This is a genomic window from Streptomyces sp. CB02058 (assembly GCF_001905505.1).
In the GTDB taxonomy this organism is placed as follows: Bacteria; Actinomycetota; Actinomycetes; order Streptomycetales; family Streptomycetaceae; genus Streptomyces.
In genome coordinates this window covers 617,588-641,810 of the sequence record NZ_LIPG01000002.1, presented here as the reverse complement: position 1 = coordinate 641,810, position 24,223 = coordinate 617,588, and the positions used below count along the sequence as shown (strand labels likewise).

20 protein-coding genes are annotated in these 24,223 nt (G+C 71.0%); 6 read left to right on the top strand and 14 right to left on the bottom strand.

Going from position 1 to position 24,223, the window contains the following annotated elements:
* Nucleotides 1-36: 36 nt before the first annotated feature.
* The 4 genes from AMK10_RS09980 to AMK10_RS09965 form a co-directional block, all read right to left on the bottom strand.
* On the bottom strand, nt 37-1,053 hold the full coding sequence (locus AMK10_RS09980) for an ArsR/SmtB family transcription factor (RefSeq protein ID WP_073747076.1): 1,017 nt from the start codon (nt 1,051-1,053) through the stop codon (nt 37-39).
* A gap of 480 nt (nt 1,054-1,533) precedes the next feature.
* On the bottom strand, nt 1,534-4,245 hold the full coding sequence (gene ppdK, locus AMK10_RS09975) for a pyruvate, phosphate dikinase (RefSeq protein ID WP_073747074.1): 2,712 nt from the start codon (nt 4,243-4,245) through the stop codon (nt 1,534-1,536).
* Nucleotides 4,246-4,817: 572 nt separating this feature from the next.
* Nucleotides 4,818-5,966, bottom strand: coding sequence for a tRNA dihydrouridine synthase DusB (gene dusB, locus AMK10_RS09970; RefSeq protein ID WP_073747072.1), 1,149 nt, complete (start codon nt 5,964-5,966; stop codon nt 4,818-4,820).
* A 145-nt stretch (nt 5,967-6,111) separates the two neighbouring features.
* Nucleotides 6,112-7,008 (bottom strand): helix-turn-helix transcriptional regulator, encoded by an 897-nt coding sequence (locus tag AMK10_RS09965; RefSeq protein ID WP_073747070.1) that lies wholly within the window; start codon nt 7,006-7,008, stop codon nt 6,112-6,114.
* A 101-nt stretch (nt 7,009-7,109) separates the two neighbouring features.
* Here AMK10_RS09965 and AMK10_RS09960 point away from each other — a divergent pair, with 101 nt between their 5' ends.
* A complete protein-coding gene (locus tag AMK10_RS09960) occupies nt 7,110-8,579 on the top strand; it encodes an MFS transporter (RefSeq protein ID WP_382566128.1) in 1,470 nt (489 codons plus the stop codon).
* 70 nt (nt 8,580-8,649) lie between these two features.
* Here AMK10_RS09960 and AMK10_RS09955 read toward each other — a convergent pair whose 3' ends face one another.
* The 3 genes from AMK10_RS09955 to AMK10_RS09945 form a co-directional block, all read right to left on the bottom strand.
* Nucleotides 8,650-8,853, bottom strand: coding sequence for a DUF6243 family protein (locus AMK10_RS09955; protein WP_073747067.1), 204 nt, complete (start codon nt 8,851-8,853; stop codon nt 8,650-8,652).
* 289 nt (nt 8,854-9,142) lie between these two features.
* Entirely contained in the window at nt 9,143-9,346 is a 204-nt protein-coding gene (locus AMK10_RS09950) for a hypothetical protein (protein ID WP_073747065.1), read from the bottom strand.
* Nucleotides 9,347-9,439: 93 nt separating this feature from the next.
* On the bottom strand, nt 9,440-10,822 hold the full coding sequence (locus AMK10_RS09945; protein ID WP_073747063.1) for a glycine--tRNA ligase: 1,383 nt from the start codon (nt 10,820-10,822) through the stop codon (nt 9,440-9,442).
* Between the two features lie 219 nt (nt 10,823-11,041).
* On the opposite strand from AMK10_RS09945, the gene AMK10_RS09940 reads away from it, so the two are divergent.
* The 4 genes from AMK10_RS09940 to AMK10_RS09925 all read left to right on the top strand — a co-directional run bounded on the left by AMK10_RS09940 (nt 11,042) and on the right by AMK10_RS09925 (nt 14,230).
* Entirely contained in the window at nt 11,042-12,013 is a 972-nt protein-coding gene (locus tag AMK10_RS09940) for a metal ABC transporter substrate-binding protein (protein WP_073747061.1), read from the top strand.
* Nucleotides 12,014-12,054: 41 nt separating this feature from the next.
* The gene (locus AMK10_RS09935) at nt 12,055-12,831 is read left to right on the top strand and encodes a metal ABC transporter ATP-binding protein (RefSeq protein WP_073747059.1); all 777 of its coding nucleotides are present in this window, start codon (nt 12,055-12,057) and stop codon (nt 12,829-12,831) included.
* On the top strand, nt 12,831-13,730 hold the full coding sequence (locus AMK10_RS09930; protein WP_198959692.1) for a metal ABC transporter permease: 900 nt from the start codon (nt 12,831-12,833) through the stop codon (nt 13,728-13,730). The genes AMK10_RS09935 and AMK10_RS09930 overlap by 1 nt, the downstream gene beginning before the upstream one ends.
* Nucleotides 13,731-13,795: 65 nt before the next feature.
* Nucleotides 13,796-14,230: a Fur family transcriptional regulator gene (locus AMK10_RS09925; protein ID WP_073747055.1), complete on the top strand. Its 435-nt coding sequence runs from the start codon at nt 13,796-13,798 to the stop codon at nt 14,228-14,230.
* 43 nt (nt 14,231-14,273) lie between these two features.
* Here AMK10_RS09925 and AMK10_RS09920 read toward each other — a convergent pair whose 3' ends face one another.
* The 7 genes from AMK10_RS09920 to leuA form a co-directional block, all read right to left on the bottom strand.
* On the bottom strand, nt 14,274-15,086 hold the full coding sequence (locus tag AMK10_RS09920) for an isoprenyl transferase (protein WP_073747053.1): 813 nt from the start codon (nt 15,084-15,086) through the stop codon (nt 14,274-14,276).
* A gap of 22 nt (nt 15,087-15,108) precedes the next feature.
* The gene (gene recO, locus AMK10_RS09915) at nt 15,109-15,855 is read right to left on the bottom strand and encodes a DNA repair protein RecO (protein WP_073748014.1); all 747 of its coding nucleotides are present in this window, start codon (nt 15,853-15,855) and stop codon (nt 15,109-15,111) included.
* 43 nt (nt 15,856-15,898) lie between these two features.
* Nucleotides 15,899-16,573, bottom strand: a complete 675-nt coding sequence (locus tag AMK10_RS09910) for a response regulator transcription factor (RefSeq protein WP_073747051.1) — start codon at nt 16,571-16,573, stop codon at nt 15,899-15,901.
* Complete coding sequence (locus AMK10_RS09905) at nt 16,570-17,787, bottom strand: sensor histidine kinase (protein ID WP_073748013.1); 1,218 nt, start codon at nt 17,785-17,787, stop codon at nt 16,570-16,572. The genes AMK10_RS09910 and AMK10_RS09905 overlap by 4 nt, the downstream gene beginning before the upstream one ends.
* Before the next feature lie 95 nt (nt 17,788-17,882).
* Nucleotides 17,883-19,874 (bottom strand): MMPL family transporter, encoded by a 1,992-nt coding sequence (locus tag AMK10_RS09900; RefSeq protein WP_241839531.1) that lies wholly within the window; start codon nt 19,872-19,874, stop codon nt 17,883-17,885.
* 263 nt (nt 19,875-20,137) lie between these two features.
* Nucleotides 20,138-20,842 (bottom strand): TerB family tellurite resistance protein, encoded by a 705-nt coding sequence (locus AMK10_RS09895; protein WP_073748012.1) that lies wholly within the window; start codon nt 20,840-20,842, stop codon nt 20,138-20,140.
* Nucleotides 20,843-21,044: 202 nt separating this feature from the next.
* Nucleotides 21,045-22,835: a 2-isopropylmalate synthase gene (gene leuA / locus AMK10_RS09890; protein ID WP_073747047.1), complete on the bottom strand. Its 1,791-nt coding sequence runs from the start codon at nt 22,833-22,835 to the stop codon at nt 21,045-21,047.
* Nucleotides 22,836-23,127: 292 nt separating this feature from the next.
* Between leuA and AMK10_RS09885 the strand changes: the two genes are divergently transcribed.
* Nucleotides 23,128-24,204, top strand: coding sequence for a M4 family metallopeptidase (locus AMK10_RS09885; protein WP_073747045.1), 1,077 nt, complete (start codon nt 23,128-23,130; stop codon nt 24,202-24,204).
* Nucleotides 24,205-24,223: the final 19 nt, after the last annotated feature.

Sequence of the window (24,223 nt, the reverse complement as noted above, 5' to 3'; positions counted from 1 at the left end):
ACTCATCGCCCGGGGCGCCCGGAGATGCCGCGGGCGTCAGGACACGGCGAGCGGGGCCCCGCCCCTGAGCAGGGCCGCCCCCAGCGGGGTGAGCGTGTGCAGGACGGAGCCGCCGTGGCGCAGGGTGCGGACCAGGCCGGCCTCCCGCAGCACACAGGCGTGCTGGCTCGCCGAAGCCAGGGAGACCCCGGTCCTGCGGGCCAGCTCGCTCGTCGTACAGCCGTGGCCTATGGAGCGCAGGACCGTGGAGCGGGTGTGGCCGACCAGCCGGCCGAGCCAGGGGCCCGGCTCGGCGAAGGCCGGAGCGCCGGGGTGGGTGACGGGATAGACGAGCACCGGCGGGAGGTCCGGGTCGCGGTAGACGACCGGGGTTCCCCGGCAGAAGAACGAGGGCTGGAGGAGCAGGCCCCGCCCGTCCAGGCGCAGCTCCCTGTCGACGGGGTAGTCCGCCTCCAGCACGGGAGCGCGCCAGCGGATCATGGAGGGCAGGGTGGCCAGCAGCTCGTCGGCGCCGCCGTCCAGCAGGGCACGGCCCCGGACGGCCCGGTCGGCCTCGACGCAGGCCCGGATGTGCGGCCAGTAGGGCTCGACGGCCGCGCGGTGGTAGGCGCGCAGGGTGGTGATCAGCCGGCCCAGCGGCTCCGTACGCCCCTCGGCGAGGGCCTCGGGCAGCGCCGCGTCGGACGGGGGCCGGGCGGACGCACGCCGCGCGAGGGGGACGGGTCCGGCCAGCAGTCCCAGTTCCCTGTGGATGCGGTCCGCCGGGGTGTCGCGCAGCGCCTCCATTCCGGCGTCGAGCCCGTAAGGCTCCGGACCCCCCTGAGAAGGCGTCAGGAAGTCCGGGAAATAGCCGCGCGGTGGAACGACCGTGGACAGCAGACGTGCTTCACCATTCAACCTGGTTCGGGATTCCGCCCGCCATTTCCCGAACACGGTGGAACCCCGCCGGTCCCTCAGCCGGTGAAAGCTGAGAATGGTCTCCCACATCGCGTCCGGCCGCGTGGCCATCCGCACACGCGAAAGGTCCACCCCGGACACATGGATACGCAGCACCGAACCCCCCTGTTGCACCCGCAATTGCCCCCACCGAAGCGTATGCGGGGCGTCACAGGAGGTCACCACGGGGTTTCGGCCACAGTTGAAATGTCTCGCCCGCATCCGCGTCAGCCGAAAAGCTGTACGACGTCGGGTACGCATCCGGCGTCACCGAAAGAGCGGGTGGGGGCCGTGGGGGGCTTTGCCCGTTCGGCGGCGGTGAACGACGGTGCGGCTCCGTACCCGGCAGGGGTAAGCGGGTGCGGTCCGGGGATGGGGATCTCCGGACCGCACCCGGCGAGCGGCCGGCCCTTTATTTGCGCATCGAACGGTGAAAAGAAACAACGTTGAACGGTTCGCCATTCAAATGATGAAGCGGCGGCACCCCCGCACAGGGTGCCGCCGCTTCCTGGTAATCCGGCTCCGCCCGCGGACCGATGAGGGTCGATGTGATCCGCGGGCGGCACCGGAGTCGTGCCGAGGGCCCTCAGCCCGGTCTCAGCGGCTGTCGCTGCCCCTGGATTCGGCTGCCGCCCGGCCCGCTTCCAGCCGTGCGACCGGAATGCGGAACGGCGAGCAGGAGACGTAGTCGAGGCCCACCTCGTGGAAGAAGTGCACCGACTCCGGGTCTCCGCCGTGCTCACCGCAGACGCCGAGCTTGAGGTCCGGGCGGGTGACCCGGCCGGCCTCCACGGCGCTGCGCACGAGGGCGCCGACGCCGTCCTTGTCGATGGTCTCGAACGGCGACACCCCGAAGATGCCCTTCTCCAGGTACGCGGTGAAGAACGAGGCCTCCACGTCGTCGCGGGAGAAGCCCCACACCGTCTGGGTGAGGTCGTTCGTGCCGAAGGAGAAGAACTGCGCGGCCTCGGCGATCTGACCGGCGGTCAGCGCGGCGCGCGGGAGCTCGATCATCGTGCCGATGGTCAGCTTCAGCTGCGTGCCGGTGGCCTCCTCGACCTCCGCGATGACCCGGTCGGCCTCCTCGCGGACGATCTCCAGCTCCTGGACGGTGCCGACGAGCGGGATCATGATCTCGGCGCGCGGGTCGCCCTTCGCGTTCTTGCGGTGCGCCGCCGCCTCCGCGATGGCGCGCACCTGCATCGCGAAGAGACCCGGGATGACCAGGCCGAGGCGGACTCCGCGCAGGCCCAGCATCGGGTTCTGCTCGTGGAGCTTGTGCACGGCCTGGAGAAGGCGCAGATCGTTCTCGTTGGCGTCCTTGCGGGACTCGGCGAGCGCGACCCGCACGGAGAGCTCGGTGATGTCCGGCAGGAACTCGTGGAGCGGCGGGTCGAGCAGCCGGACGGTGACGGGCAGCCCGTCCATCGACTCGAACAGCTCGATGAAGTCGGCCTTCTGGAGCGGCAGCAGCGCGGCGAGCGCCGTCTCCCGCTCGTCGTCGGTGTCCGCGAGGATCAGCTTCTCGACCATCTCGCGGCGCTCGCCGAGGAACATGTGCTCGGTGCGGCACAGACCGATGCCCTGGGCGCCGAAGCGGCGGGCCCGCAGGGCGTCCTCGGCGTTGTCCGCGTTGGCCCGCACGCGCAGCCGGCGGACCCGGTCCGCGTACGCCATGATCCGGTGCACGGCCGCGACGAGCTCGTCGGCGTCGTCGGCGCCCGCGTGCATGCGGCCCTCGAAGTACTCGACGACCGGGGACGGTACGACGGGTACCTCACCGAGGTACACCTTGCCGGTGGAGCCGTCGACGGAGACGAGGTCGCCCTCCTCCACCACGGTGTTCCCGACGGTCAGCCGGCGGCGCTTGGTGTCGACCTCGATCTCCTCGGCGCCGCAGACACAGGTCTTGCCCATGCCCCGTGCGACGACCGCGGCGTGCGAGGTCTTGCCGCCGCGCGAGGTCAGGATGCCCTCGGCGGCGATCATGCCGTCGAGATCGTCGGGGTTGGTCTCGCGGCGGATGAGGATGACCTTCTCGCCCGACCGCGACCACTTGACGGCGGTGTACGAGTCGAAGACCGCCTTGCCCACGGCCGCGCCGGGGGACGCGGCGATGCCCCGGCCGAGGAGCACGGTGGCGGCATCGTGGTCGAAGCGCGGGAACATCAGCTGCGCGAGCTGGGCGCCGTTGACCCGCTGGAGCGCCTCGGCCTCGTCGATGAGGCCCTGGTCGACGAGCTGGGTCGCGATGCGGAAGGCGGCACCGGCGGTGCGCTTGCCGACACGGGTCTGGAGCATCCAGAGCTGGCCGCGCTCGATGGTGAACTCGATGTCGCAGAGATCCTTGTAGTGGGTCTCCAGCGTCTCCATGATCTTCATCAGCTGGTCGTACGACGCCTTGTCGATCGACTCCAGCTCGGCGAGCGGCACCGTGTTGCGGATACCGGCGACGACGTCCTCGCCCTGCGCGTTCTGCAGGTAGTCGCCGTAGACGCCCTGGTGGCCGCTGGCGGGGTCACGGGTGAAGGCGACGCCCGTGCCGGAGTCGGGGCCGAGGTTGCCGAAGACCATCGAACAGACGTTGACGGCCGTGCCGAGGTCGCCGGGGATGCGCTCCTGGCGGCGGTAGAGCTTGGCCCGGTCGGTGTTCCACGAGTCGAAGACCGCCTTTATGGCCAGGTCCATCTGCTCGCGCGGGTCCTGCGGGAAGTCGCGTCCGGCATCCCGGGTGACGATCTTCTTGAACTGCTTGACCAGCTTCTTCAGGTCGGCCGCGTCGAGGTCCACGTCGACGGTGACGCCCTTGGCCTCCTTCGCGGCCTCCAGCGCCTCCTCGAAGAGATCGCCGTCGACCCCGAGCACGGTCTTGCCGAACATCTGGATGAGCCGGCGGTAGGAGTCCCAGGCGAAGCGCTCGTCGCCGGCCTGCGCGGCGAGTCCGACGACCGAGGCGTCGGAGAGGCCGATGTTGAGGACCGTGTCCATCATGCCGGGCATCGAGAACTTCGCGCCGGACCGCACGGAGACCAGCAGCGGGTCGTCGGCCTGGCCCAGCGTCTTGCCCATCCTCTGTTCGAGGGCGGCGAGGTGCGCACTCACCTCGTCGCGCAGCTCGACGGGCTCGTCACCGCTGTCGAGGTAGACCTTGCAGGCCTCGGTCGTGATGGTGAAGCCGGGAGGGACGGGCAGCCCGAGATTGGTCATCTCGGCGAGGTTGGCGCCCTTGCCGCCCAGAAGATCCTTCAGATCCTTGTTGCCCTCGGTGAAGTCGTAGACGAACTTCTGGGGGTCTTTGTTTTCCGACACGGGTCTCGACTCCTCGAGGACGCGGTGGCTGCCCTGACGGCGAGGAACATACCCAGATCGAAGGTGTCTGGGTACGGCCACTTGCGCGTCATGAGGTCTCAACCACCCGTCCGCCAGCAGATCGAAAGTGATGCCCTCGTGCCCCTCGGCGGTGACAATCGTTCATCTCTTGAAGAGATGATTACGAAGAGTCCGACCATCTCCCCGATTCAGCCACGCATGGTGACGGATGGTTTGATCGATCAAAGTAAAGCGGACTGGCACCCAGTGCCACCATTTGAGAAGTACAGCAAGCAAAAGAGCGCTCATCTGAGCCAGAAGTCCCTCAGGGGTGGCGAGAATCACGCCCTGCCGTCCGCTCAGATGTCACCATCCGGACGCCTCGTGGACCACAGCGGGTCACATGACCCTCACGGCTCGTAGACAAGGACGGAGATGCGCCCACTCAAGGGGAGCGGACAGGCACGCGCTTCGGCCATTCACGGGGGAACAGGCCGTGACATACGACAGAAGCCCGCTCATGTGAGCGGGCTTCTGTTCGGGGCACTCGGTGCCCCCGGTCCTGGGGGCGCTCAGCCGCCCGAGGTGTCCAGCTCGGCGTCGGCTCCGACGCCCGCGCAGTCGTACGGGTCCTTGAGCCAGCCGTCCGGCAGCGCGACCCGGTTGTTGCCGGAGGTACGCCCCCGGGGGCCGTCCGCCCCGTCCGGCCAGGGCTGGTCGAGGTCGAGCTCCTGGAGCTGTCCGCCGAGCTCCTCCAGGGACGAGGTGACCGCGAGCCGCCTGCGCATGTCCGAGCCGACCGCGAAGCCCTTGAGGTACCAGGCGACGTGCTTGCGGAAGTCGATCACGCCCCGGCTCTCGTCACCGATCCACTCCCCCAGCAGCGTCGCGTGGCGCAGCATGACGTCCGCGACCTGGCGCAGGGTGGGCGCCTGCCTCGTCCCCGTGCCCTCGAAGGCGCTGACCAGGTCGCCGAAGAGCCAGGGGCGGCCGAGGCAGCCGCGGCCCACGACCACGCCGTCGCAGCCGGTCTCGCGCATCATCCGCAGGGCGTCGTCGGCGCACCAGATGTCGCCGTTGCCGAGGACGGGGATCTCCGGCACGTGCTCCTTGAGGCGCGCGATGGCGTCCCAGTCGGCGGTGCCGCCGTAGTGCTGGGCGGTGGTCCTGCCGTGCAGGGCGACGGCCGTGATGCCCTCCTCGACGGCGATGCGGCCGGCGTCGAGGTAGGTCATGTGGTCGTCGTCGATACCCTTGCGCATCTTGATGGTGACGGGGAGCTCGCCCGCCTGTGCCACGGCCTCACGGAGGATCGCGCGGAGCAGGGGCCGCTTGTACGGGAGCGCGGAGCCGCCCCCCTTGCGGGTGACCTTGGGGACCGGGCAGCCGAAGTTCAGGTCGATGTGGTCGGCGAGGTTCTCGTCGACGATCATCCGGACCGCCTTGCCGACGGTGACCGGGTCCACTCCGTACAGCTGGATGGAGCGCGGGGTCTCGCTCGCGTCGAAGTGGATGAGCTGCATGGTCTTCTCGTTGCGCTCGACCAGCGCCCGCGTGGTGATCATCTCGCTGACGAACAGCCCCTTGCCGCCGGAGAACTCACGGCACAGGGTGCGGAAGGGGGCGTTGGTGATCCCGGCCATGGGGGCCAGCACCACCGGCGGCTGCACGGTGTGCGGGCCGATCCGGAGCAGCGGGAGGGCGGGGGCGAGCGTGGTCATGGCACCCATTGTCCCGCACGCCGGGCGCGGCACGGATCCGCCCGCCGGAGGTCCGCCGCAGGACCGCCCGAGGGCCGCCTCAGCCCGGCCATAGCCGCGGCCCGGAGCCGCCCCAGGCACGCCTCAAACCGGCCTCGGTCCCGCCTCAGGCCCAGGAGGGCTCCTCCTCGGCGAGCGCCGATTGCAGCAGCCTCTCCAGCCCCTGCCCGGCCTCCTCGTCCGAGGGGACGTACGTCACCAGGCGCGGGCCCACCGAGGGGCCCAGCCACAGATCGGTGTGGTCGAGCCGGAGGAGTCCCACCCGGGAGTTGCGGAAGATCTTGGTCCGGTTCGACGGGCCGACGACCTCGTGCCGCGCCCAGACCTCGCCGAATTCGGGCGAGGCCTCCATCAGCCGTGCCAGCAGTGCCTTCCAGGCGGGCTCGGCCAGATGCTCCGCCATCGCCGCGCGGAACTTGGCGGCCATCAGCCGTCGCGCGCCGGGCAGGTCGACGACGGCGGAGCGCCAGTCCTCGTTCGTGTAGGCGAGCAGCATGCAGTTGCGGTCCTCGGGGGCCACGTCGTCCAGGTCGCACAGCAGCCGGCCGTAGGTGCGGTTGTAGGCGAGGATGTCGTACCGGCTGTTCTGGACGCAGGCCGGGAAGGGCTCCAGCCGCGTGAGCATCTCGTGCATGGCCGGGGTGATGCCCGTGCAGTCCGAGCCCGGGGCCGGGTCGACGGCACCGGCGAGGGCGAAGAGGTGGGTGCGTTCGCTGCGGTCGAGCAGCAGGGCACGGGCCAGCGAGTCGAGGACCTGGGGCGAGACATGGATGTCGCGCGCCTGCTCCAGCCAGGTGTACCAGGTGACGCCGACGGCCGAGAGCTGCGCCACCTCCTCGCGGCGCAGCCCGGGGGTGCGCCTGCGCCGGCCGCGGGGCAGCCCGACCTGCTCGGGAGTGATCCGCTCGCGGCGGCTGCGCAGGAAGTCCGCGAGCTCGTGCCGCCTGACGGCGGTCGCGGCCTCGGTCTCGGTCTCGGTCGCGCGGGGGGCCACAGTCGTCATGCGTCCAGCGTGCCGGACTCCCCAGCGCATTGCCAGGTGCTTCCGGTACCAGGACAAGAAGACTCTGGTACCAGTCTGCGTACCGGTCCAGTCTCGGTGGCGTGAGTGATTCCTCTGTACTGACGAACGCACCCGCCACCGGCACCCCGGTGGCGCGGTACGACCACCCGGCACCCGTGCTCGGCGGGCTCGGTCTCTTCACCGTGCTGCTCGGCGCGGCACTGCCCCTCATCGACTTCTTCATCGTCAACGTCGCCCTTCCCACCATCGACCACGACCTGGCCGCGGGCCCCGCCCTCCTGGAGCTGGTCGTGGCGGGCTACGGACTCGCCTACGCCGTGCTGCTCGTGCTCGGCGGGCGCCTGGGCGACATGGCCGGACGGCGCAGGCTCTTCCTCATCGGGATGGCCGGGTTCGGCCTCACCTCCCTCGCCTGCGGACTGGCTCCGGACGCCTGGACCCTGGTGGGGGCCAGGGTGGCGCAGGGCGCCGCCGCCGCGCTGATGCTGCCGCAGGTGCTCGCCACCATCCAGGCGGCCACGGCCGGACACCGCAGGGCGCGGGCCATGAGCCTGTACGGGGCGACGGCCGGGCTGTCCATGGTCGCCGGGCAGGTCCTCGGCGGGGTTCTGGTCGCCGCCGCCCCGCTGTCCTCGGTGTTCGGCGAGAGCGCGGGGTGGCGTTCGGTGTTCCTGGTGAACGTCCCGGTCGTGGTGGTGGGGCTGATCCTGGCCGCCCGCACGGTGCCGGAGAGCCGCTCGGACCGGCCCGCCCCCGTCGACGTACCGGGCACGCTGCTGCTGGCCCTCTCGCTGGTGACGCTGCTGGCCCCGCTGACGGAGGGCAGGGCGGCGGGCTGGCCGCTGTGGACGTGGGTGTCCCTGGGCGTGTTCCCGTTCGCCGCGGTCGCCTTCTACCGGGTGGAGCGGCGGGCCGACGCGCGGGGGCTGACCCCGCTGGTGCCGCCGAGCCTGCTGCGGCTGGAGTCCCTGCGCCACGGACTCGCGCTGGTGGTGCCGTTCTCCATCGGCTTCGGCGGCTTCATGTTCGTGATCGCCGTGGCGCTCCAGCAGGGCCTGGAGATGGGTCCGGCCGCCGCGGGCCTGTCGCTGGCGCCGATGGCCACCGCCTTCTTCGCGGCGTCCCTGGCCGGCCCCCGGCTGGTACGCCGCTTCGGCAGCCGCGTCGTGACGGCAGGCGGGCTGATCCAGGGCCTGGGCGTCATGGTGCTGGTGCTGACCGTGTGGCGCGGCTGGCCGGATCTCGGAGTGCTGGAGCTGCTGCCCGGCGTCGCGGTCGCGGGGCTGGGGCAGGGGCTGCAGCTGCCCGTCCTGATCCGGATCGTGCTCTCCGACGTACCGGCCGAGCGGGCCGGCGTGGGCAGCGGCGTGATGACGACGACGCAGCAGGCCGCCCTGGCGCTCGGGGTCGCCACGCTCGGGACGCTGTTTCTCTCGCTGGCGTCCGGCGGCGGGATGCGGGACGCCCTGACCGTGACGCTGCTGGTGCAGCTGGCGGCCGTCGTCCTGACGGTGCTGCTGAGCCTGCGGCTGCCCCGCACGGTGCGGTGAGCGCACGGCCGTGGGCCCGGACCGTCGTCGACGGTCCGGGCCCACGGTCGTGACGGGTGGTGCGAGGAGGTCAGCTCTCGGCCGGGGCGTCCTGCGCCGGCGCGGCCTCGGCGGCGGCGGCGCGCTCACGCATCTTGCGCACCAGCTCCTGCTTCTTGTCCTCGGCCGCCTTGCGGTCGTTGATGCCGGCGGGGCCCACGCCCTGCTGTTCGGCGCGGGACAGCTTCTTGCGCTGTCCGCCCACACCGAGGAGGTTGTTGCGGCTCTTGGCCACGGGGTTCTCCCATTCGTGGTGAGTAACGAGGTCCGAGGTGATCGGAGAGCTCAGGGATCGAAACGGTGGGCGACGGGCGATCGTGCCCGTCGCGCGCTCACTCGTAGATCTGGAAGAACGAATACATGCCGGAAAGGTACCCCGGCCAGGCGGCGCCTTCACCCGGTTTTTCCGGCCACCCGAAGGCCCGTCCCCACGGCCGCCCGCCGGGCGCCCCGAAGGCCGCACGCCGGCCGCCCGGTCGGGCCACCCGACGGCCCGTCACACCGCCGGACGCCCGGCCCGCGGCTCAGGCCGTCGGGTCGACGGTGGCCTGGTGAGCCTCGGTCAGATGCTCCTCGGCCTTCAGCCAGGGCAGGAACTGCGCCCCCTTGCGCCAGCCGCAGGTGTCGCAGGTCAGCTGCCGCTGCATCCCCGACTTCCGTACGTGGACGACGTGTTCACGGCCGTGCTGGTCCCATCTGCTGACCTTGCTCGTGGTCATGGACGGCATCCGGGCCTCCCTGTGGACGAGTGGGCCCAGTGTGCACGAGGCCCCCGGTTCCGTGCACCGGAACCGGGGGCTTCGTCATGAACGGAGGTGCGGTCAGCAGCCCAGCAGACGCGAGCCGAGGTAGCTCTGGATCTGGTCCAGGGAGACGCGCTCCTGCTTCATCGTGTCGCGCTCGCGCACGGTCACCGCGTTGTCGTCCAGGGTGTCGAAGTCGACGGTGACGCAGAACGGCGTACCGATCTCGTCCTGGCGGCGGTAGCGGCGGCCGATGGCGCCCGCGTCGTCGAACTCGATGTTCCAGTTCTGCCGCAGGTCGGCCGCGAGGCCCTTGGCCTTCGGCGAGAGCTGGGCGTTGCGGGACAGCGGCAGGACGGCGACCTTGACCGGCGCCAGGCGCGGGTCGAGGCGCATCACGGCGCGCTTCTCCATGACGCCCTTGGCGTTGGGCGCCTCGTCCTCGCTGTAGGCGTCGAGGAGGAACGCCAGCATCGAGCGGCCGACACCGGCCGCGGGCTCGATGACGTACGGCGTGTAGCGCTCGCCCTTCTCCTGGTCGAAGTAGACGAGGTCCGTGCCGGAGGCCTTGGAGTGGGCGGTGAGGTCGTAGTCCGTGCGGTTCGCGACACCCTCCAGCTCGCCCCACTCGCTGCCGCCGAAGCGGAAGCGGTACTCGATGTCAGCGGTGCGCTTGGAGTAGTGGGAGAGCTTCTCCTGCGGGTGCTCGAACCACCGCATGTTCTCCTCGCGCAGGCCGAGACCGGTGTACCAGTTCCAGCGCTGCTCCATCCAGTACTCCTGCCACTGCTCGTCCTCGCCCGGCTTGACGAAGAACTCCATCTCCATCTGCTCGAACTCGCGCGTGCGGAAGATGAAGTTGCCCGGAGTGATCTCGTTCCGGAAGGACTTGCCCATCTGCGCGATGCCGAACGGCGGCTTCTTGCGCGAGGTCTGCAGCACCTGGCCGAAGTTGGTGAAGATGCCCTGGGCGGTCTCGGGGCGCAGGTAGGCGACCGAGCCGGTGTCCTGGGTCGGGCCGAGGTGGGTGGAGAGGAGCCCCGAGAAGGCCTTGGGCTCGGTGAAGGTGCCCTTGTTGCCGCAGTTGGGGCAGTTGAGGTCGGCCAGGCCGTTCACGGGCGGCTTGCCGTGCTTCTCCTCGTACGCCTCCTCCAGGTGGTCGGCGCGGTAGCGCTTGTGACAGGAGGTGCACTCGGTGAGCGGGTCGGAGAACGTGGCGACGTGGCCGGACGCGACCCAGACCTCGGGGGCCAGGATGACCGACGAGTCGATGCCGACCACGTCCTCGCGCGCGGTCACCATGTAACGCCACCACTGGCGCTTGAGGTTCTCCTTCAGCTCGACGCCCAGCGGCCCGTAGTCCCAGGCGGCCCGCTGGCCGCCGTAGATCTCACTGCAGGGATAGACGAAGCCACGGCGCTTGCTCAGGCTGACGATGGTGTCGATCTTGTCGGCGGCCACGGTGCTCTCTTCATTACGACGGCGAAATGGGACAGGGACGGCGCGCGGCGCCTCGGTGGGGGGTGGTGATCAGGAGACGGGCGGGCGAATACCTCAGATTACCGGCGGGCGCACCCTCTGGATCAAATCGGTGGGGCGCATCGCGGTCATGGGGCTCGGTTCCGGGCATCTCATCAGCCTTGTTGACAATCGTTTCCAGTTTTGTTGAAAATGACTGTCATGAACGTACGTCGCCTCATACCCACCGCCGCCGTCGCCGGAGCAGTCGCGCTCGGCCTCACCGCGCTGTCCGCCTGCTCCTCCTCCGACGCGGCCGAGAGCGGGAGCGACGGCAAGCTGGACGTGGTGGCGTCCTTCTACCCGATGCAGTTCCTGGCCGAGGAGATCGGCGGGTCCCACGTCTCCGTGACCTCGCTGACGAAGCCGGGCGTGGAACCGCACGACCTGGAGCTCTCCCCCCGGCAGATCGGCGGTCTGAGCGACGCCGACTACATCCTCTACCTCAAGAACGTCCAGCCCGCCGTCGACGACGCCGTCGCGCAGGCCGGAGTCGAGAACACCGTGGACGCGGCCACGCTCACCACGCTGGAGAGCCACGGCTCCGAGGTCGGCCACGACCACGGTGCCGAGGAGGGCGGGGAGCACGAGGAGCACGAGGGCGAGGAGGCAGGCCTCGACCCGCACATCTGGCTGGACCCGGTGAAGTACGCCGAGGTCGCCGAGGGCGTCGGGAAGTCGCTGGAGAAGGCCGACCCCGACAACGCGGCGGACTACCGCAAGAACACGGAGACCCTCGTCGCCGAGCTGAACAAGCTGGACAAGGCGTACGAGAGCGGGCTGAAGAACACGGCGACGAAGACCTTCATCACCACGCACTCCGCCTTCGGATACCTCGCCGAGCGCTACGGCCTCACCCAGGAGGGCATCGCCGGCCTCGACCCCGAGGCCGAGCCCAGCCCCGCCCGGATCGACGAGATCCACCACGTCGCCGAGGAGTCCAAGGCCACCACGGTGTTCTTCGAGACGCTCGCCAGCGACAAGACCGCCAAGACCCTGGCGAAGGACCTCGGCCTGAAGACCGGCGTCCTGGACCCGCTGGAGGGAATTACCGGCAAGTCCGCGGGCGCTGACTACATCGAGGTCATGGAGTCCAACCTGACCGCGCTGCAGAAGGCCCTCGGCGCGAAGTGACCCGAGCAACACCCGAACCCGTCGCAGCACCGGAGGCGATCGTGCCCGAGCCCAGTACGCCAGAAGCCGTGATCAGCATGCGCGGAGCCACGGCGACGCTCGGTTCGCGCCCGGTGCTGCGCGGTGTCGACCTCACCGTCCACCGCGGCGAGGTCGTGGCCCTGCTCGGGGCCAACGGCTCCGGCAAGTCCACCGCCGTACGCTCCGTGATCGGCCAGGTGCCGCTGACCGGCGGGACCGTCGAGCTGTTCGGCACGCCGCTTCGCCGCTTCCGCTCGTGGGCCCGCGTCGGTTACGTACCGCAGCGCACCACGGCGGCGGGCGGTGTCCCCGCCACGATCCGCGAGGTCGTCGCCTCCGGGCGGCTCTCGCGTACGAAGTTCAGGCTGCCGGGCAGGGCGGACCGGGCGGCCGTGGACCGGGCCATCGAGCTCGTCGGCCTCTCCGACCGCGCCAAGGACTCCGTGAGCGCCCTCTCCGGCGGCCAGCACCAGCGGGTGCTGATCGCCCGCGCGCTCGTCGCCGAGCCCGAGGTGCTGATCATGGACGAGCCCATGGCGGGCGTCGACCTGGCCAGCCAGGAGATCCTCGCCTCGACACTGCGCGAGCAGGTCGCGGGCGGGGCGACGGTACTGCTCGTCCTGCACGAGCTCGGCGCCCTGGAGCCCCTGATCGACCGGGCGATCGTCCTGCGCGACGGCTGCGTCATGCACGACGGACCGCCCCCCGAGGCCGTCGGACAGCACGCGCTGCCCGGCCACGACCACGTACACCCCCACGCGGCCACCGAGCCCCTCCGGACGGGACTGCTGACCTGATCATGCTCGAATTCCTGAACCCCCCCTTCATGCAGCGGGCCCTGATCGCGGCCGTCCTGGTCGGCATCACCGCCCCCGCCATCGGCATCTATCTGGTCCAGCGCCGCCAGGCCCTGATGGGCGACGGCATCGGCCACGTCGCGATGACCGGTGTCGGCCTCGGCTTCCTGCTCTCCACCAACCCGGTCTGGATGGCGACGCTCGTCGCCGTCGCCGGTTCGGTCGTGATGGAGCTCATCCGCTGGTACGGACGCACCCGGGGCGACATCGCGCTGGCCATGCTGTTCTACGGCGGCATGGCGGGCGGGGTGATGCTGATCAACCTCTCGGACACCGGCTCCAACGCCAACCTGACCTCGTACCTCTTCGGCTCCCTCTCGACGGTCTCCGAGGAGGACGTCGTCGCGATCGTCGCGCTGGCCGCCTTCGTGGTGCTGGTGACCGTGGGGCTGCGGCGGCAGCTGTTCGCCGTCAGCCAGGACGAGGAGTTCGCCCGGGTCACCGGGCTGCCGGTGCGCGTGCTCAACCTGCTGGTCGCCGTCACGGCCGCGGTCACCGTCACCGTGGCGATGCGGGTCGTCGGCCTGCTGCTGGTCAGCGCACTGATGGTGGTGCCCGTCGCCGCCGCCCAGCAGATCTCGAAGTCCTTCAAGGTGACGTTCGTCCTGGCCGTCGTCATCGGTACGGCCGTCACCCTGGCCGGCACCGTGACCTCGTACTACCAGGACGTGCCGCCCGGCGCGACGATCGTGCTGCTCGCCATCGCCGCGTTCGTGCTGCTGACGGCGCTCGCCACGCCGCTGGCACGCAGGCGCGCCCGGGAGCACACGGGCGAGGACGACCGGTGCACCCTTGAGGTACCGGCGGCCCGCCCCGCCTCGGACGACGTACGGGTGTGACCGTGCCGCCGGGGAGGGCTGGCACAATGGCCCGACACACGTACGGGCGACACGAGGAGGCAGCTGTGGCGACGGCGCCGATCAGTGGCACGAACGCGGCACCGGTACGCGGCCGGTCCACCCGGCAGCGGGCGGCGGTCGCGGCGGCCCTCGACGAGGTCGACGAGTTCCGCAGCGCCCAGGACCTGCACGACGTGCTCAAGCACCGGGGCGACTCCGTCGGGCTGACCACGGTCTACCGCACGCTCCAGTCCCTCGCCGACGCCGGCGAGGTGGACGTCCTGCGCACGACGGACGGCGAGGCGGTCTACCGGCGCTGCTCGACCGGTGACCACCACCACCATCTGGTGTGCCGCGTCTGCGGCAAGGCCGTCGAGGTGGAGGGCCCCGCCGTGGAGCAGTGGGCCGAGACCATCGCCTCGCAGCACGGCTATGTGAACGTGGCCCACACCGTGGAGATCTTCGGCACCTGCGCCGACTGCGCGGCCGAGCGGAGCTGACGTACGGCGGGGGCCCTCACCGGCCCCCCGCCGCCGCCCGGGCTCAGCCCTTGGTGATCTCCTCGGCACCGCCGAAGCGCCGGTCGCGCCGGGCGAACTCCAGGCAGGCGTTCCAGAGGTCCCGGCGGTCGAAGTCCGGCCACAGGACGTCCTGGAAGACCATCTCGGCGTACGCGCTCTGCCAGATCAGGTAGTTGGACGTGCGCTGCTCACCACTGGGGCGCACGAAGAGGTCCACGTCCGGCATGTCCGGGTAGTAGATGTACTTCGCGAACGTCTTCTCGTTGACCTTCGAGGGGTCGAGCTTCCCCGCCGCGACGTCCTCGGCGATGCGCTGCGCGGCGTCGGCGATCTCGGCCCGGCCGCCGTAGTTGACGCAGAAGTACAGCGTCATCCTGTCGTTGTCCTTGGTCTGCTCCTGGGCGACCTGGAGCTCCTGGACGACGGACTTCCACAGCTTCGGCATGCGGCCGACCCAGCGGATCCGGATGCCGAGCTCGTCCATCTCGTCACGACGGCGGCGGATGACGTCCCGGTTGAAGTTCATCAGGAACTTCACTTCCTCCGGCGAACGCTTCCAGTTCTCCGTGGAGAAGGCGTACAGCGAGAGGTTCTTGACGCCCATCTCGATGCAGCCCTTGAGGACGTCCATGACGACGCCCTCGCCGACCTTGTGGCCCTCGGTGCGCGGGAGGCCCCGCTCCTTCGCCCAGCGGCCGTTGCCGTCCATCACGACGGCGACGTGCTTGGGCACGAGCTCGCCGGGGATCTTCGGCGGGGTGGCGCCGGAGGGGTGCGGCTCGGGGGTCTTGTACTCACGCCGGTTACGGCCGCCGAGCATCCCGCGTACTGCCATGGGCTTCTCTCGTCTCCCTGTGTCACTTCTCTACGTACCGCAGCGAGCGCAGACCGCGCTCCAGATGCCAGTGCAGGTAGGCGGACACGAGCCCGCTCCCCTCCCTGGCATGACGCGCCTCGGACGCGTCCGCCGTCTCCCAGTCACCGGTGAGCAAGGCGCTCAGCAGTTCGACGGCCTCCGCCGAGGGTACGACGCTGCCGGGCACCCGGCAGTCGCCGCATATGACGCCGCCCGCCGCGACGGAGAAGAACCGGTTCGGTCCGGGCATTCCGCACTTGGCGCAGTCGTCGAAGCTCGGGGCGTAGCCGTTGACGGCGAGGGAGCGCAGCAGGAAGGCGTCCAGGATGAGATGCGGCGCGTGCTCGGCGCGCGCCAGGGTCCGCAGCCCGCCGACGAGCAGGAGGTACTGCTGGACCGCGGGCTCGCCCTCGTGGTCGGTGAAGCGCTCGGCGGTCTCCAGCATCGCGGTGCCCGCGGTGTAGCGGGCGTAGTCGGAGACGATCCCGCCGCCGTACGGGGCGATCGTCTCGCTCTGGGTGCACAGCGGGAGGCCCCGGCCGACGAGCTCGCTGCCGCGCGCGAAGAACTGCACGTCCACATGGGAGAAGGGTTCGAGCCGCGCCCCGAACTTGGACTTGGTGCGGCGCACCCCGCGCGCCACGGCACGCACCCGCCCGTGGCCGCGGGTCAGGATCGTGATGATCCGGTCGGCCTCGCCCAGCTTCTGCGTACGCAGCACGACGCCGTCGTCCCGGAACAAGCTCATGCGCCCATTGTCGCGCACCCGGGCCGGCGCCCGGAGGCGGTCCTCACTCCTGGCGCCCCGCGGGCACGACCGCCCCGGACTCGTAGGCGATGATCACCAGTTGCGCGCGGTCCCGGGCGTCCAGCTTGCCCATGATCCGGCTCACATGGGTCTTCGCGGTGAGAGGGCTGAGGCCCAGTGCCCCGGCGATCTCCGTGTTGTTCAGGCCGCGCGCGACGAGAGTGAGCACCTGGCGCTCCCGGTCCGTGAGGCACTCCGGGCCGCCCGGCCTGCCCACGGCGGGCGCTCCGGGCGCGCTGAGGACCCGGGCGATGAGCCGCGCGGTCGGACCGGGCGAGAGCAGCGACTCGCCCGCCGCCACCGTTCTGATGGCGGCGAGGAGTTCGGCGGGCCTCGTGTCCTTGACCAGGAAGCCGGAGGCGCCGGCGCGCAGGGCCTCCACGACGTGGTCGTCGGTGTCGTACGTCGTCAGGACCAACACCTTCACCCCGGCGAGGTCCTCGTCGGCGGCGATGCGGCGGGTGGCCTCGATGCCGTCGAGCTCGGGCATCCGGATGTCCATGACCACGAGGTCGGCCCGTGCCGAGCGGGCCTTCTCGACCGCCTCCAGGCCGGTGCCGGCCTCGGCGACGACGGTCATGTCCGGGTCGGACCCGACGAGCATGGCGAAGGCCGCCCTGACCAGTGTCTGGTCGTCGGCGAGCAGGACCCGGATCACCGGACGGCCCCTTCGGTCCGGACGGCCTCTTCGGTCCGGGCTGCCTCGTCCGGGAGCCCGGGCAGCGGCAGCACGGCGGCGACCTGGAAGCCCCCGCGCGCCAGAGGAGCCGCGTCCAGGGTGCCGCCGGAGCTGCGGGCACGTTCCCGCATGCCCACGATGCCGAATCCGGGCCCGGCGGCGGCTTCCGGGGGACGGGGTCCCGAGGGGGCCCCGTCGTCGGCGACGACGACCCGCAGCGCCGGGTGCCCCGGGTCCGCCTCCACGCTCACGTCGATCCGCACTCCCGGCCCCGCGTGCCGTACGGCGTTCGTCAGCGCCTCCTGCACGATCCGGTAGGCCGCCGCACCGGTCGCCGGCGCCACCGGGCTCTCCGGAGCGCGTACGGACAGCCGTACACGGGCCCCGGCGGTCTCCGCGGCCCGCACGAGGCCCGGGAGCGCGGCGAGGCCGGGCAGTGGCCCGTCGGCACCGTCGGAGCCGTCACGCAGCACCTGGAGGGTGGTCCGCAGTTCGGCACGGGCCTCCCGGCAGGTCTCCGCGATGTCGTCGAGGGCCTGCGCGACGGCCGCGCGGTCCAGCCGGTCCGGGTCGACGGTCAGGATGTGCGAGGCGACCGAGGTCTGCACCCCGATGACGGTGATGCTGTGGGCGAGCAGGTCGTGCAGGTCACGGGCGATCCGCAGCCGCTCCTCGGCGACCCTGCGCCGCGCCTCCTCCTCCCGGGTGCGTTCGGCCCGTTCGGCGCGCTCCACCACGGAGGCGACGTAGCCGCGGTAGAGGCGCACGTCCACCCCGAAGAAGAGCACGGCGGCGATCCAGCCGGAGATCCGCAGCAGTTCGAGCCCGTGATGGGCGTCGATGGCGGTGACGACGGACACCATCACGGCGATCACGGCGCAGCCGCTGATCAGGGTGCGCAGCGGGCGGCCGGTCACCGCCACGGTGTAGAGCACCAGGAAGGTCTGCGGCATCGGTGCCGTGTGGGAGTTGTCCATGCCGTGGTACGCCATGAGCAGCAGGACCATCGCGAGCAGCACCGCCACGGGGTTGCTGCGCCGCCAGGCCAGCGGCAGGGCGCTGCCGAGCAGCAGGAGCCACCCGGTCGTGTCGGGGAACCGCCCGTCGTCGGTCGTGAAGGCGAGCACCGCCGACAGCGCACCGGCGCCCACGGCCAGGAGGGCGTCGGTGCGCAGCCTGTGCGGCGCGTCCATGGGGTCGCGGTTGACGACCGCCAGGACGCGCTCGCCTCGGCGCGTGATACGGGGAGCGGACACGCTGCCATCCTCGGTCGGCCGGGTGGTCGCCGTCAGCGACTTGTGACGAGTTCCGGCTCCTGGGGGAGATTTTCGGCCGGTGCGCGGCCGAGCGGCCCCGGCCACCACATCCGGCGCCCCAGGGCCACGCTCGCCGCGGTCACGAGATAGGTGCGGACCAGGAACGTGTCCAGCAGCACCCCGACGGCGATCACGAATCCCATCTCGGCCAGGGCCGTCATCGGCATGCTGACGAGAACGGCGAAGGTGGCCGCGAGCACGAGTCCGGCCGAGGCGATGACGCCGCCCGTCGTCCGCAGCGCCGTGAGGGCGGCGTCCGTCGGTCCGGCTCCGGCCAGGGACTCCTCGCGCATCCGGTGCATCAGGAAGATGCCGTAGTCGACGCCGAGCGCGACCAGGAAGACGAAGGAGAGCAGGGGCAGTCCCGGGTCGGTGCCCTCCATGCCGAGGAGCGGCTCCAGCACGAGGCCCGCGATGCCGAGCGCGGCCCCCCAGACGGCGACCACGGCCACCACGAGCAGCAGCGGCGCCACGAGGCTGCGCAGGAGCGCCACCAGGATCAGCAGGACGGCGAGGACGACCAGCGGGACGACGATCCTCAGGTCGCGGGCGTTGGTCTCCTCCAGGTCCGCCTGCTGGGCGCTGGGCCCTCCGACGTGGCTGCCGTCGAGCGTGTCGCGCAGGGCGTCGATGACGGCCCGCTCCCCCGGCGACTCCGGAGGGGCCTGGGCGGTGACGGTGAGCTCGGTCCATCCGCCGCCGCTGCGGCCCCGTTCGGCTCCGGCGACACCCTCGGTCGCGCGGGCCCGCGCGAGCGTCCGGTCGGCCTGTTCCGTGGGGGTGATCACGGTGACCGGCTGCGTGGACCGCTCGGGGAAGGCGGCGGCGAGCGTCCCCATGGCGCTGATGGACTCGGGCGTGCTGGTGAACGAGTCCTCCTGCTTCAGGTCGCCGGGCAGGCTGAACACGCCGAGCGACAGGGCCCCGAGCAGTACGCCCCCGGTGACGAGCACGGCCACGGGGCGGCGTCCGGCGGAACCGCCCATGGCGGAGAAGACCGAGCGCCGCTGCCGGGGCGCGGCGCCGTACGCGGGCATCAGCGGCCAGAAGACGCGCCGTCCCAGGATCACGAGCAGGGCGGGGAGCAGGGTCGTCATCGCGAGCAGGGCGCACAGCACGCCGACCGCCGCGATGGGTCCCATGCCCCGGCTGCTGTTGAGATCGGCGGCGAGAAGGCACAGCATGCCCACGGCGACGGTGCCCGAGGACGCGAGGACCGCGGGCCCGCAGCCGCGCAGCGCGGCGGCCATGGCGTCCACGGGCCGTTCCAGGCGCCCCAGTTCCTCGCGGTAGCGGGCGACGAGCAGCAGGGCGTAGTCCGTGCCCGCGCCGAAGACCAGGATGGTCATGACGGCGGAGCTCTGGCCGCTGACGGTGGTGCCGAAGCCCTGGTTCAGCCCGTAGGCCACCGCCATCGACAGGACGTCGGCGAGGCCCGCGACGACCAGGGGGACCAGCCAGAGGAACGGACTCCGGTAGATCAGGATCAGCAGGAGCGCGACGACCCCCACCGTGGTGTAGAGCAGCGGCCCGTCGAGGGACGTGTAGACCTCCTGGGCGTCCGAGGCGAGCGCACCGGGCCCGCCGACCTCGACGCTCAGCCCGCCGCCCCCCTCGGCCCGTTCGCGTACGTCCGTGACGAACGCGGTCCTGGCCTCCTGGTCCTGGCCGGGCGCGGTCGAGGAGACCGGGAACATCAGGGTCGTGCCGTCGTCGGAGGGGACGCCCCCGGGCACCGCGGGGAGGCCGTACTCCCGTGTGACGGCGGCGATCTGCTCGGCCGCCGTGCCCCGGTCCTCGACGGTCAGCCCGCCGGCCCGGTGGTAGACGACGACGAGGTCGGTCGACTCCCCGCCGGGCAGGGTGTCCTGGATCCTCGCGACCTGGGTGGAGTCCGCACCCGCCGGCAGGTAGTCGACCGCACGGTCGCGCTGGACGTCGCCGAGCTTGCCAGCGAAGGGCATCGCGACGGCGATCAGGACGACCCAGAACACCACGATCAGCCACGGCAGCTTCCGCCCCGGTCCTCTGCCGTGCTCCTGCCGCGGCGGTGTGCCGCTCACTTCCGTTTCGGCCCGCATGACGCGGCCCTCCCCTCCTGGACGGTGTCGGACCTGTCCAGACTCCCGTCCGGGGAGGGCCGATTCGTCGCGCGGGAGAAGGACCCGGCCGCTACCGCCGGGGGCGGCCGGGGACGCCTGTTACTCCCTGGGGAGTACGCCGGGGTCTACGAGGGGGTACGCGCCGCCGCGGCGAGCAGTTCCGCGGTGTCGGCGGGACAGAGCTGGAGCGCGCCGCCCACCATGGTCAGCACCTCCCGCTCCGCCTGGCTGTACGGGCCGTCCGCGAGCGCGATCCTGGCGCCCCGCAGCAGGACGCCCTCACGGCCGGCGACGGCGAGGTGCGGCGCGAGGGGCTTGAGTACCTCGTGCAGCTCGATGGCGAGGGCGGCGCCGCAGGCCTCGGCCGCGGGTCCCGCCGTGCCGCCGGGACCGGTGTCGGCGGCGAGCACCTCGACGATGGTGAAGAGCTGCTCCTGGGTGCAGTCGTCGAGTCCGGCGTCGCGGACGATCCCGGCGGCGGTCTCCAGGACCGTGCGGGAGGTGGTGCCGCCCGCGGCGAGCACGGCGAGCGTGACGGTGTGCACGGCCTCCCGCAGCATCGCGGAGAAGCGGGTGGTGGTGGGGCGGTCCAGGGTGTCCGTCGCGAAGTGCGCCCGGCACGCGACGCATTCGACGACGGGTCCCGCACTGCCCCGGTTCAGGAGCGGCAGGCCGAGGACCGTGAGCCGGTGGCGGCCGGTGAGGCGCTGGTAGTTGCGGTCGCCCCCGCAGCCCGGGCAGAAGAACTCGCCGTCGCCGACGGTGTCCCAGACGGTGCGGATGCCGCAGATACGCAGTCCTGTGGCGCGTTGTCCTTTGGCTGTCCGCACGTCGCACACCTCCGTAACTCCACGGCAACATTGCCGCGTTGGACGTGATGTTAGCCACATGCGTGATGTGACGTCAGTATCCCGGACGTCACAACACCGGGATATGGCCGAACCCCGCCCACCCTCGACGGGTGAACGGGGCTCGCGGGCCGGGCAGTTCGGCGGTGTATCGGAAGCTTGTCCGCTATGCCGCCGGTCGGGGTCAGCGGGTCGCGCGGTTGACCGCGGAGACGACCGCCTTCAGCGAGGCACGCGTGGTGTTGGCGTCGATACCGATGCCCCACAGGACCTTGCCGTCGATGGCGCACTCGATGTAGGAGGCCGCCTGGGCGCTCGCGCCCTCGCTCATCGTGTGCTCGGTGTAGTCCAGCAGACGGGCGTCGATGCCGATGGCCTGCAGTGCCTCGAAGAACGCGGAGATCGGGCCGTTGCCCGTGCCGCTCAGCACCGTGTCCGTGCCGTCGACGGTCGCCTCGACGGTGATCGTGTCCTGGCCGTCGGAACCGGTCGTCGTCTGGCCCGAGCGGATCTGTACGCGCCCCCAGGCGTTCTCGGGGCTGGGCAGGTACTCGTCCCGGAAGGTCGACCAGATCTGGGACGGGGTGACCTCGCCGCCCTCGGCGTCGGTCTTGGCCTGAATGATCCGGGAGAACTCGATCTGCATCCGGCGCGGCAGGTCCAGCTTGTGGTCGTTCTTCAGGACGTAGGCGATCCCGCCCTTGCCGGACTGCGAGTTGACCCGGATGACGGCCTCGTAGGAGCGGCCGACGTCCTTCGGGTCGATCGGCAGGTACGGCACAGCCCACTCGATGTCGTCGACGGTCTTGCCCTGGGAGGCCGCGTCGGCCTCCATGGCGTCGAATCCCTTCTTGATGGCGTCCTGGTGGGAGCCGGAGAAGGCGGTGTAGACCAGGTCGCCCGCGTAGGGGTGGCGCGGGTGGACCTCCATCTGGTTGCAGTACTCGCTGGTGCGGCGGATCTCGTCGATCTGCGAGAAGTCGATCTGCGGGTCGACACCCTGCGAGAACAGGTTCATGCCCAGGGTGACCAGGTCGACGTTGCCGGTGCGCTCGCCCTGGCCGAACAGGCAGCCCTCGATGCGGTCGGCGCCGGCCATGATGGCCAGCTCGGCGGCGGCGACGGCCGTGCCGCGGTCGTTGTGCGGGTGGACCGACAGGCAGACGTACTCGCGGCGGGTCAGGTTGCGCGACATCCACTCGAAGCGGTCCGCGTGGGTGGAGGGCGTCGAACGCTCCACGGTGGCGGGCAGGTTCAGGATGATCTCGCGGCCCTCCTCGGGCTGCCAGACGTCGCAGACCGCCTCGCAGACCTCCAGGGCGAAGTCCAGCTCGGTGTCGGTGAAGATCTCCGGGCTGTACTGGTAGCCGAAGATCGTCTCGTCGCCCAGGATCTTGTCCGCGTACTCCATGACCAGGCGCGTGCCGTCCACGGCGATCTGCTTGACCTCCTCCTTGGAGCCGCGGAAGACCACGCGGCGGAAGGTGGGGGCGGTGGCGTTGTACAGGTGGACGGTGGCCCGGTGGGCGCCGCGCAGCGATTCGACGGTGCGCTCGATCAGCTCTTCGCGGGCCTGCGTCAGGACGGAGATCGTCACGTCCTCGGGGATCGCGCCCTCTTCGATGATGGAGCGCACGAACGCGAAGTCGGTCTCACCGGAGGACGGGAAGCCGACCTCGATCTCCTTGTAGCCCATGCGTACGAGCAGGTCGAACATCTCGCGCTTGCGGGCCGGCGACATCGGGTCGATCAGGGCCTGGTTGCCGTCACGCAGGTCGGTGGACAGCCAGCGGGGCGCCACGGTGATGCGGTTGTCCGGCCAGGTGCGGTCTGCGATGTCCACGGCCTCGTAGCCGCGGTACTTGTGGACCGGCATCCCGGAAGGCTTCTGCAGCTGCGTCGCGTTGGTCACCGGGGTGGGCCCGCCCACGGGGGTGGTGGCATCGGTGCGCGCGGAAGAGTTCACTGCGGTCATGGCGTACGGCTCCTCTGAGGTCCAGCAGGGGCGGCCGACTGTGTCGCTGCAACAGCGAACTCCGCGGGGAGGGAGCCGGCCTACGACTACAGGCCCTCGCCGCGGCAGCTAAGAAGGAGCAGCCCGAAACGCATGATGCGGCAACACTAACCGAGGGGCGCCTGTTGCGTCGGTCTGTATCAGTATGCGGGATCGGCCCTCCGTGGAGGCGGAACGGTGACGCATCACTCTATTTCGTCAATTACGATCGCAACAAGTGACAGTGCGGTGACGGAGTGCCACAGTCATTTGCATGCAGCCTCGACCGAACCACGGTTCCCAGCCCGTCTTCTGCACCATCGTGCCGCCGCATCTCCTGGACAAGCTGTCCCAGGCCGACGACCCGGTCCTCGCCGAACCTGCACGCCGCACCCTGGAGGCGGACGGCGCCCGCCGCCACCACCGCCGGGTGACCGCGCTGGCCCGGACGCCGGGGGCCCGCGCCAGCTCCGACCCGGTCCCCGCCAAGCCCCACCGCACCCTGTACGACTGCCGCCACGGCACGGACCTGCCGGGCGTCAAGGCCCGTGACGAGGGCGACGAGCCCACCGGCGACGCCAGCGTCAACCGCGCGTACGCAGGCCTCGGCGCCACCTTCGACCTGCTGCTCACGGAGTACGGCCGCAGCTCGATCGACGGGAAGGGGCTGCCGCTCATCGGCTCCGTGCACTACGACGAGAAGTACAACAACGCGTTCTTCGACGGCGAGCAGATGGTCTTCGGTGACGGGGACGGCGAGATCTTCCTCGACTTCACCGTCGCGATCGACGTGATCGCCCACGAACTGGCGCACGGTCTCACCCAGTACACCGCCAACCTCGCCTACCAGGGCCAGTCCGGCGCGCTCAACGAGTCGGTGTCCGACGTCTTCGGCTCCCTGGTCAAGCAGTACTCCCTGGGCCAGAGCGCGGACCAGGGCGACTGGCTGATCGGCGCGGGGCTGCTCGCCCCCCGGGTGAGCGGTGTGGCGCTGCGCTCGATGAAGGCCCCGGGCACGGCGTACGACGACGATGTGCTCGGCAAGGACCCGCAGCCCGCCTCGATGGACGACTACGTCGAGACGGACGAGGACAACGGCGGGGTCCACATCAACTCCGGCATCCCCAACCGCGCCTTCTATCTGCTGGCCACGGCTCTCGGCGGCAACGCCTGGGAGCGGGCCGGCCGGATCTGGTTCGACGTGCTGACCGGCGGCGAGCTGGCCCAGGACGCGTCCTTCAGGGACTTCGCGATGCTCACCGTCGCGGCGGCCCGGCACCGGTTCGGCGAGGGCGACGAGGCGGAGGCGGTGCTGAAGGCATGGTCCGAGGTGGGCGTGCCGACCCGGTGACCGGGTAGATACGAGCCGG

Bases quoted from the DNA above. Each gene is read 5' to 3' on its own strand.
- dusB (WP_073747072.1), bottom strand. From the start codon at position 5,966: ATGACCACGCTCGCCCCCGCCCTCCCGCTGCTCCGGATCGGCCCGCAC.
- AMK10_RS09965 (WP_073747070.1), bottom strand. From the start codon at position 7,008: ATGACGACTGTGGCCCCCCGCGCGACCGAGACCGAGACCGAGGCCGCG.
- AMK10_RS09950 (WP_073747065.1), bottom strand. From the start codon at position 9,346: ATGCCGTCCATGACCACGAGCAAGGTCAGCAGATGGGACCAGCACGGC.
- AMK10_RS09940 (WP_073747061.1), top strand. From the start codon at position 11,042: ATGAACGTACGTCGCCTCATACCCACCGCCGCCGTCGCCGGAGCAGTC.
- AMK10_RS09920 (WP_073747053.1), bottom strand. From the start codon at position 15,086: ATGGCAGTACGCGGGATGCTCGGCGGCCGTAACCGGCGTGAGTACAAG.
- recO (WP_073748014.1), bottom strand. From the start codon at position 15,855: ATGAGCTTGTTCCGGGACGACGGCGTCGTGCTGCGTACGCAGAAGCTG.
- AMK10_RS09905 (WP_073748013.1), bottom strand. From the start codon at position 17,787: ATGGACGCGCCGCACAGGCTGCGCACCGACGCCCTCCTGGCCGTGGGC.
- AMK10_RS09900 (WP_241839531.1), bottom strand. From the start codon at position 19,874: ATGCCCTTCGCTGGCAAGCTCGGCGACGTCCAGCGCGACCGTGCGGTC.
- leuA (WP_073747047.1), bottom strand. From the start codon at position 22,835: ATGACCGCAGTGAACTCTTCCGCGCGCACCGATGCCACCACCCCCGTG.
- AMK10_RS09885 (WP_073747045.1), top strand. From the start codon at position 23,128: ATGCAGCCTCGACCGAACCACGGTTCCCAGCCCGTCTTCTGCACCATC.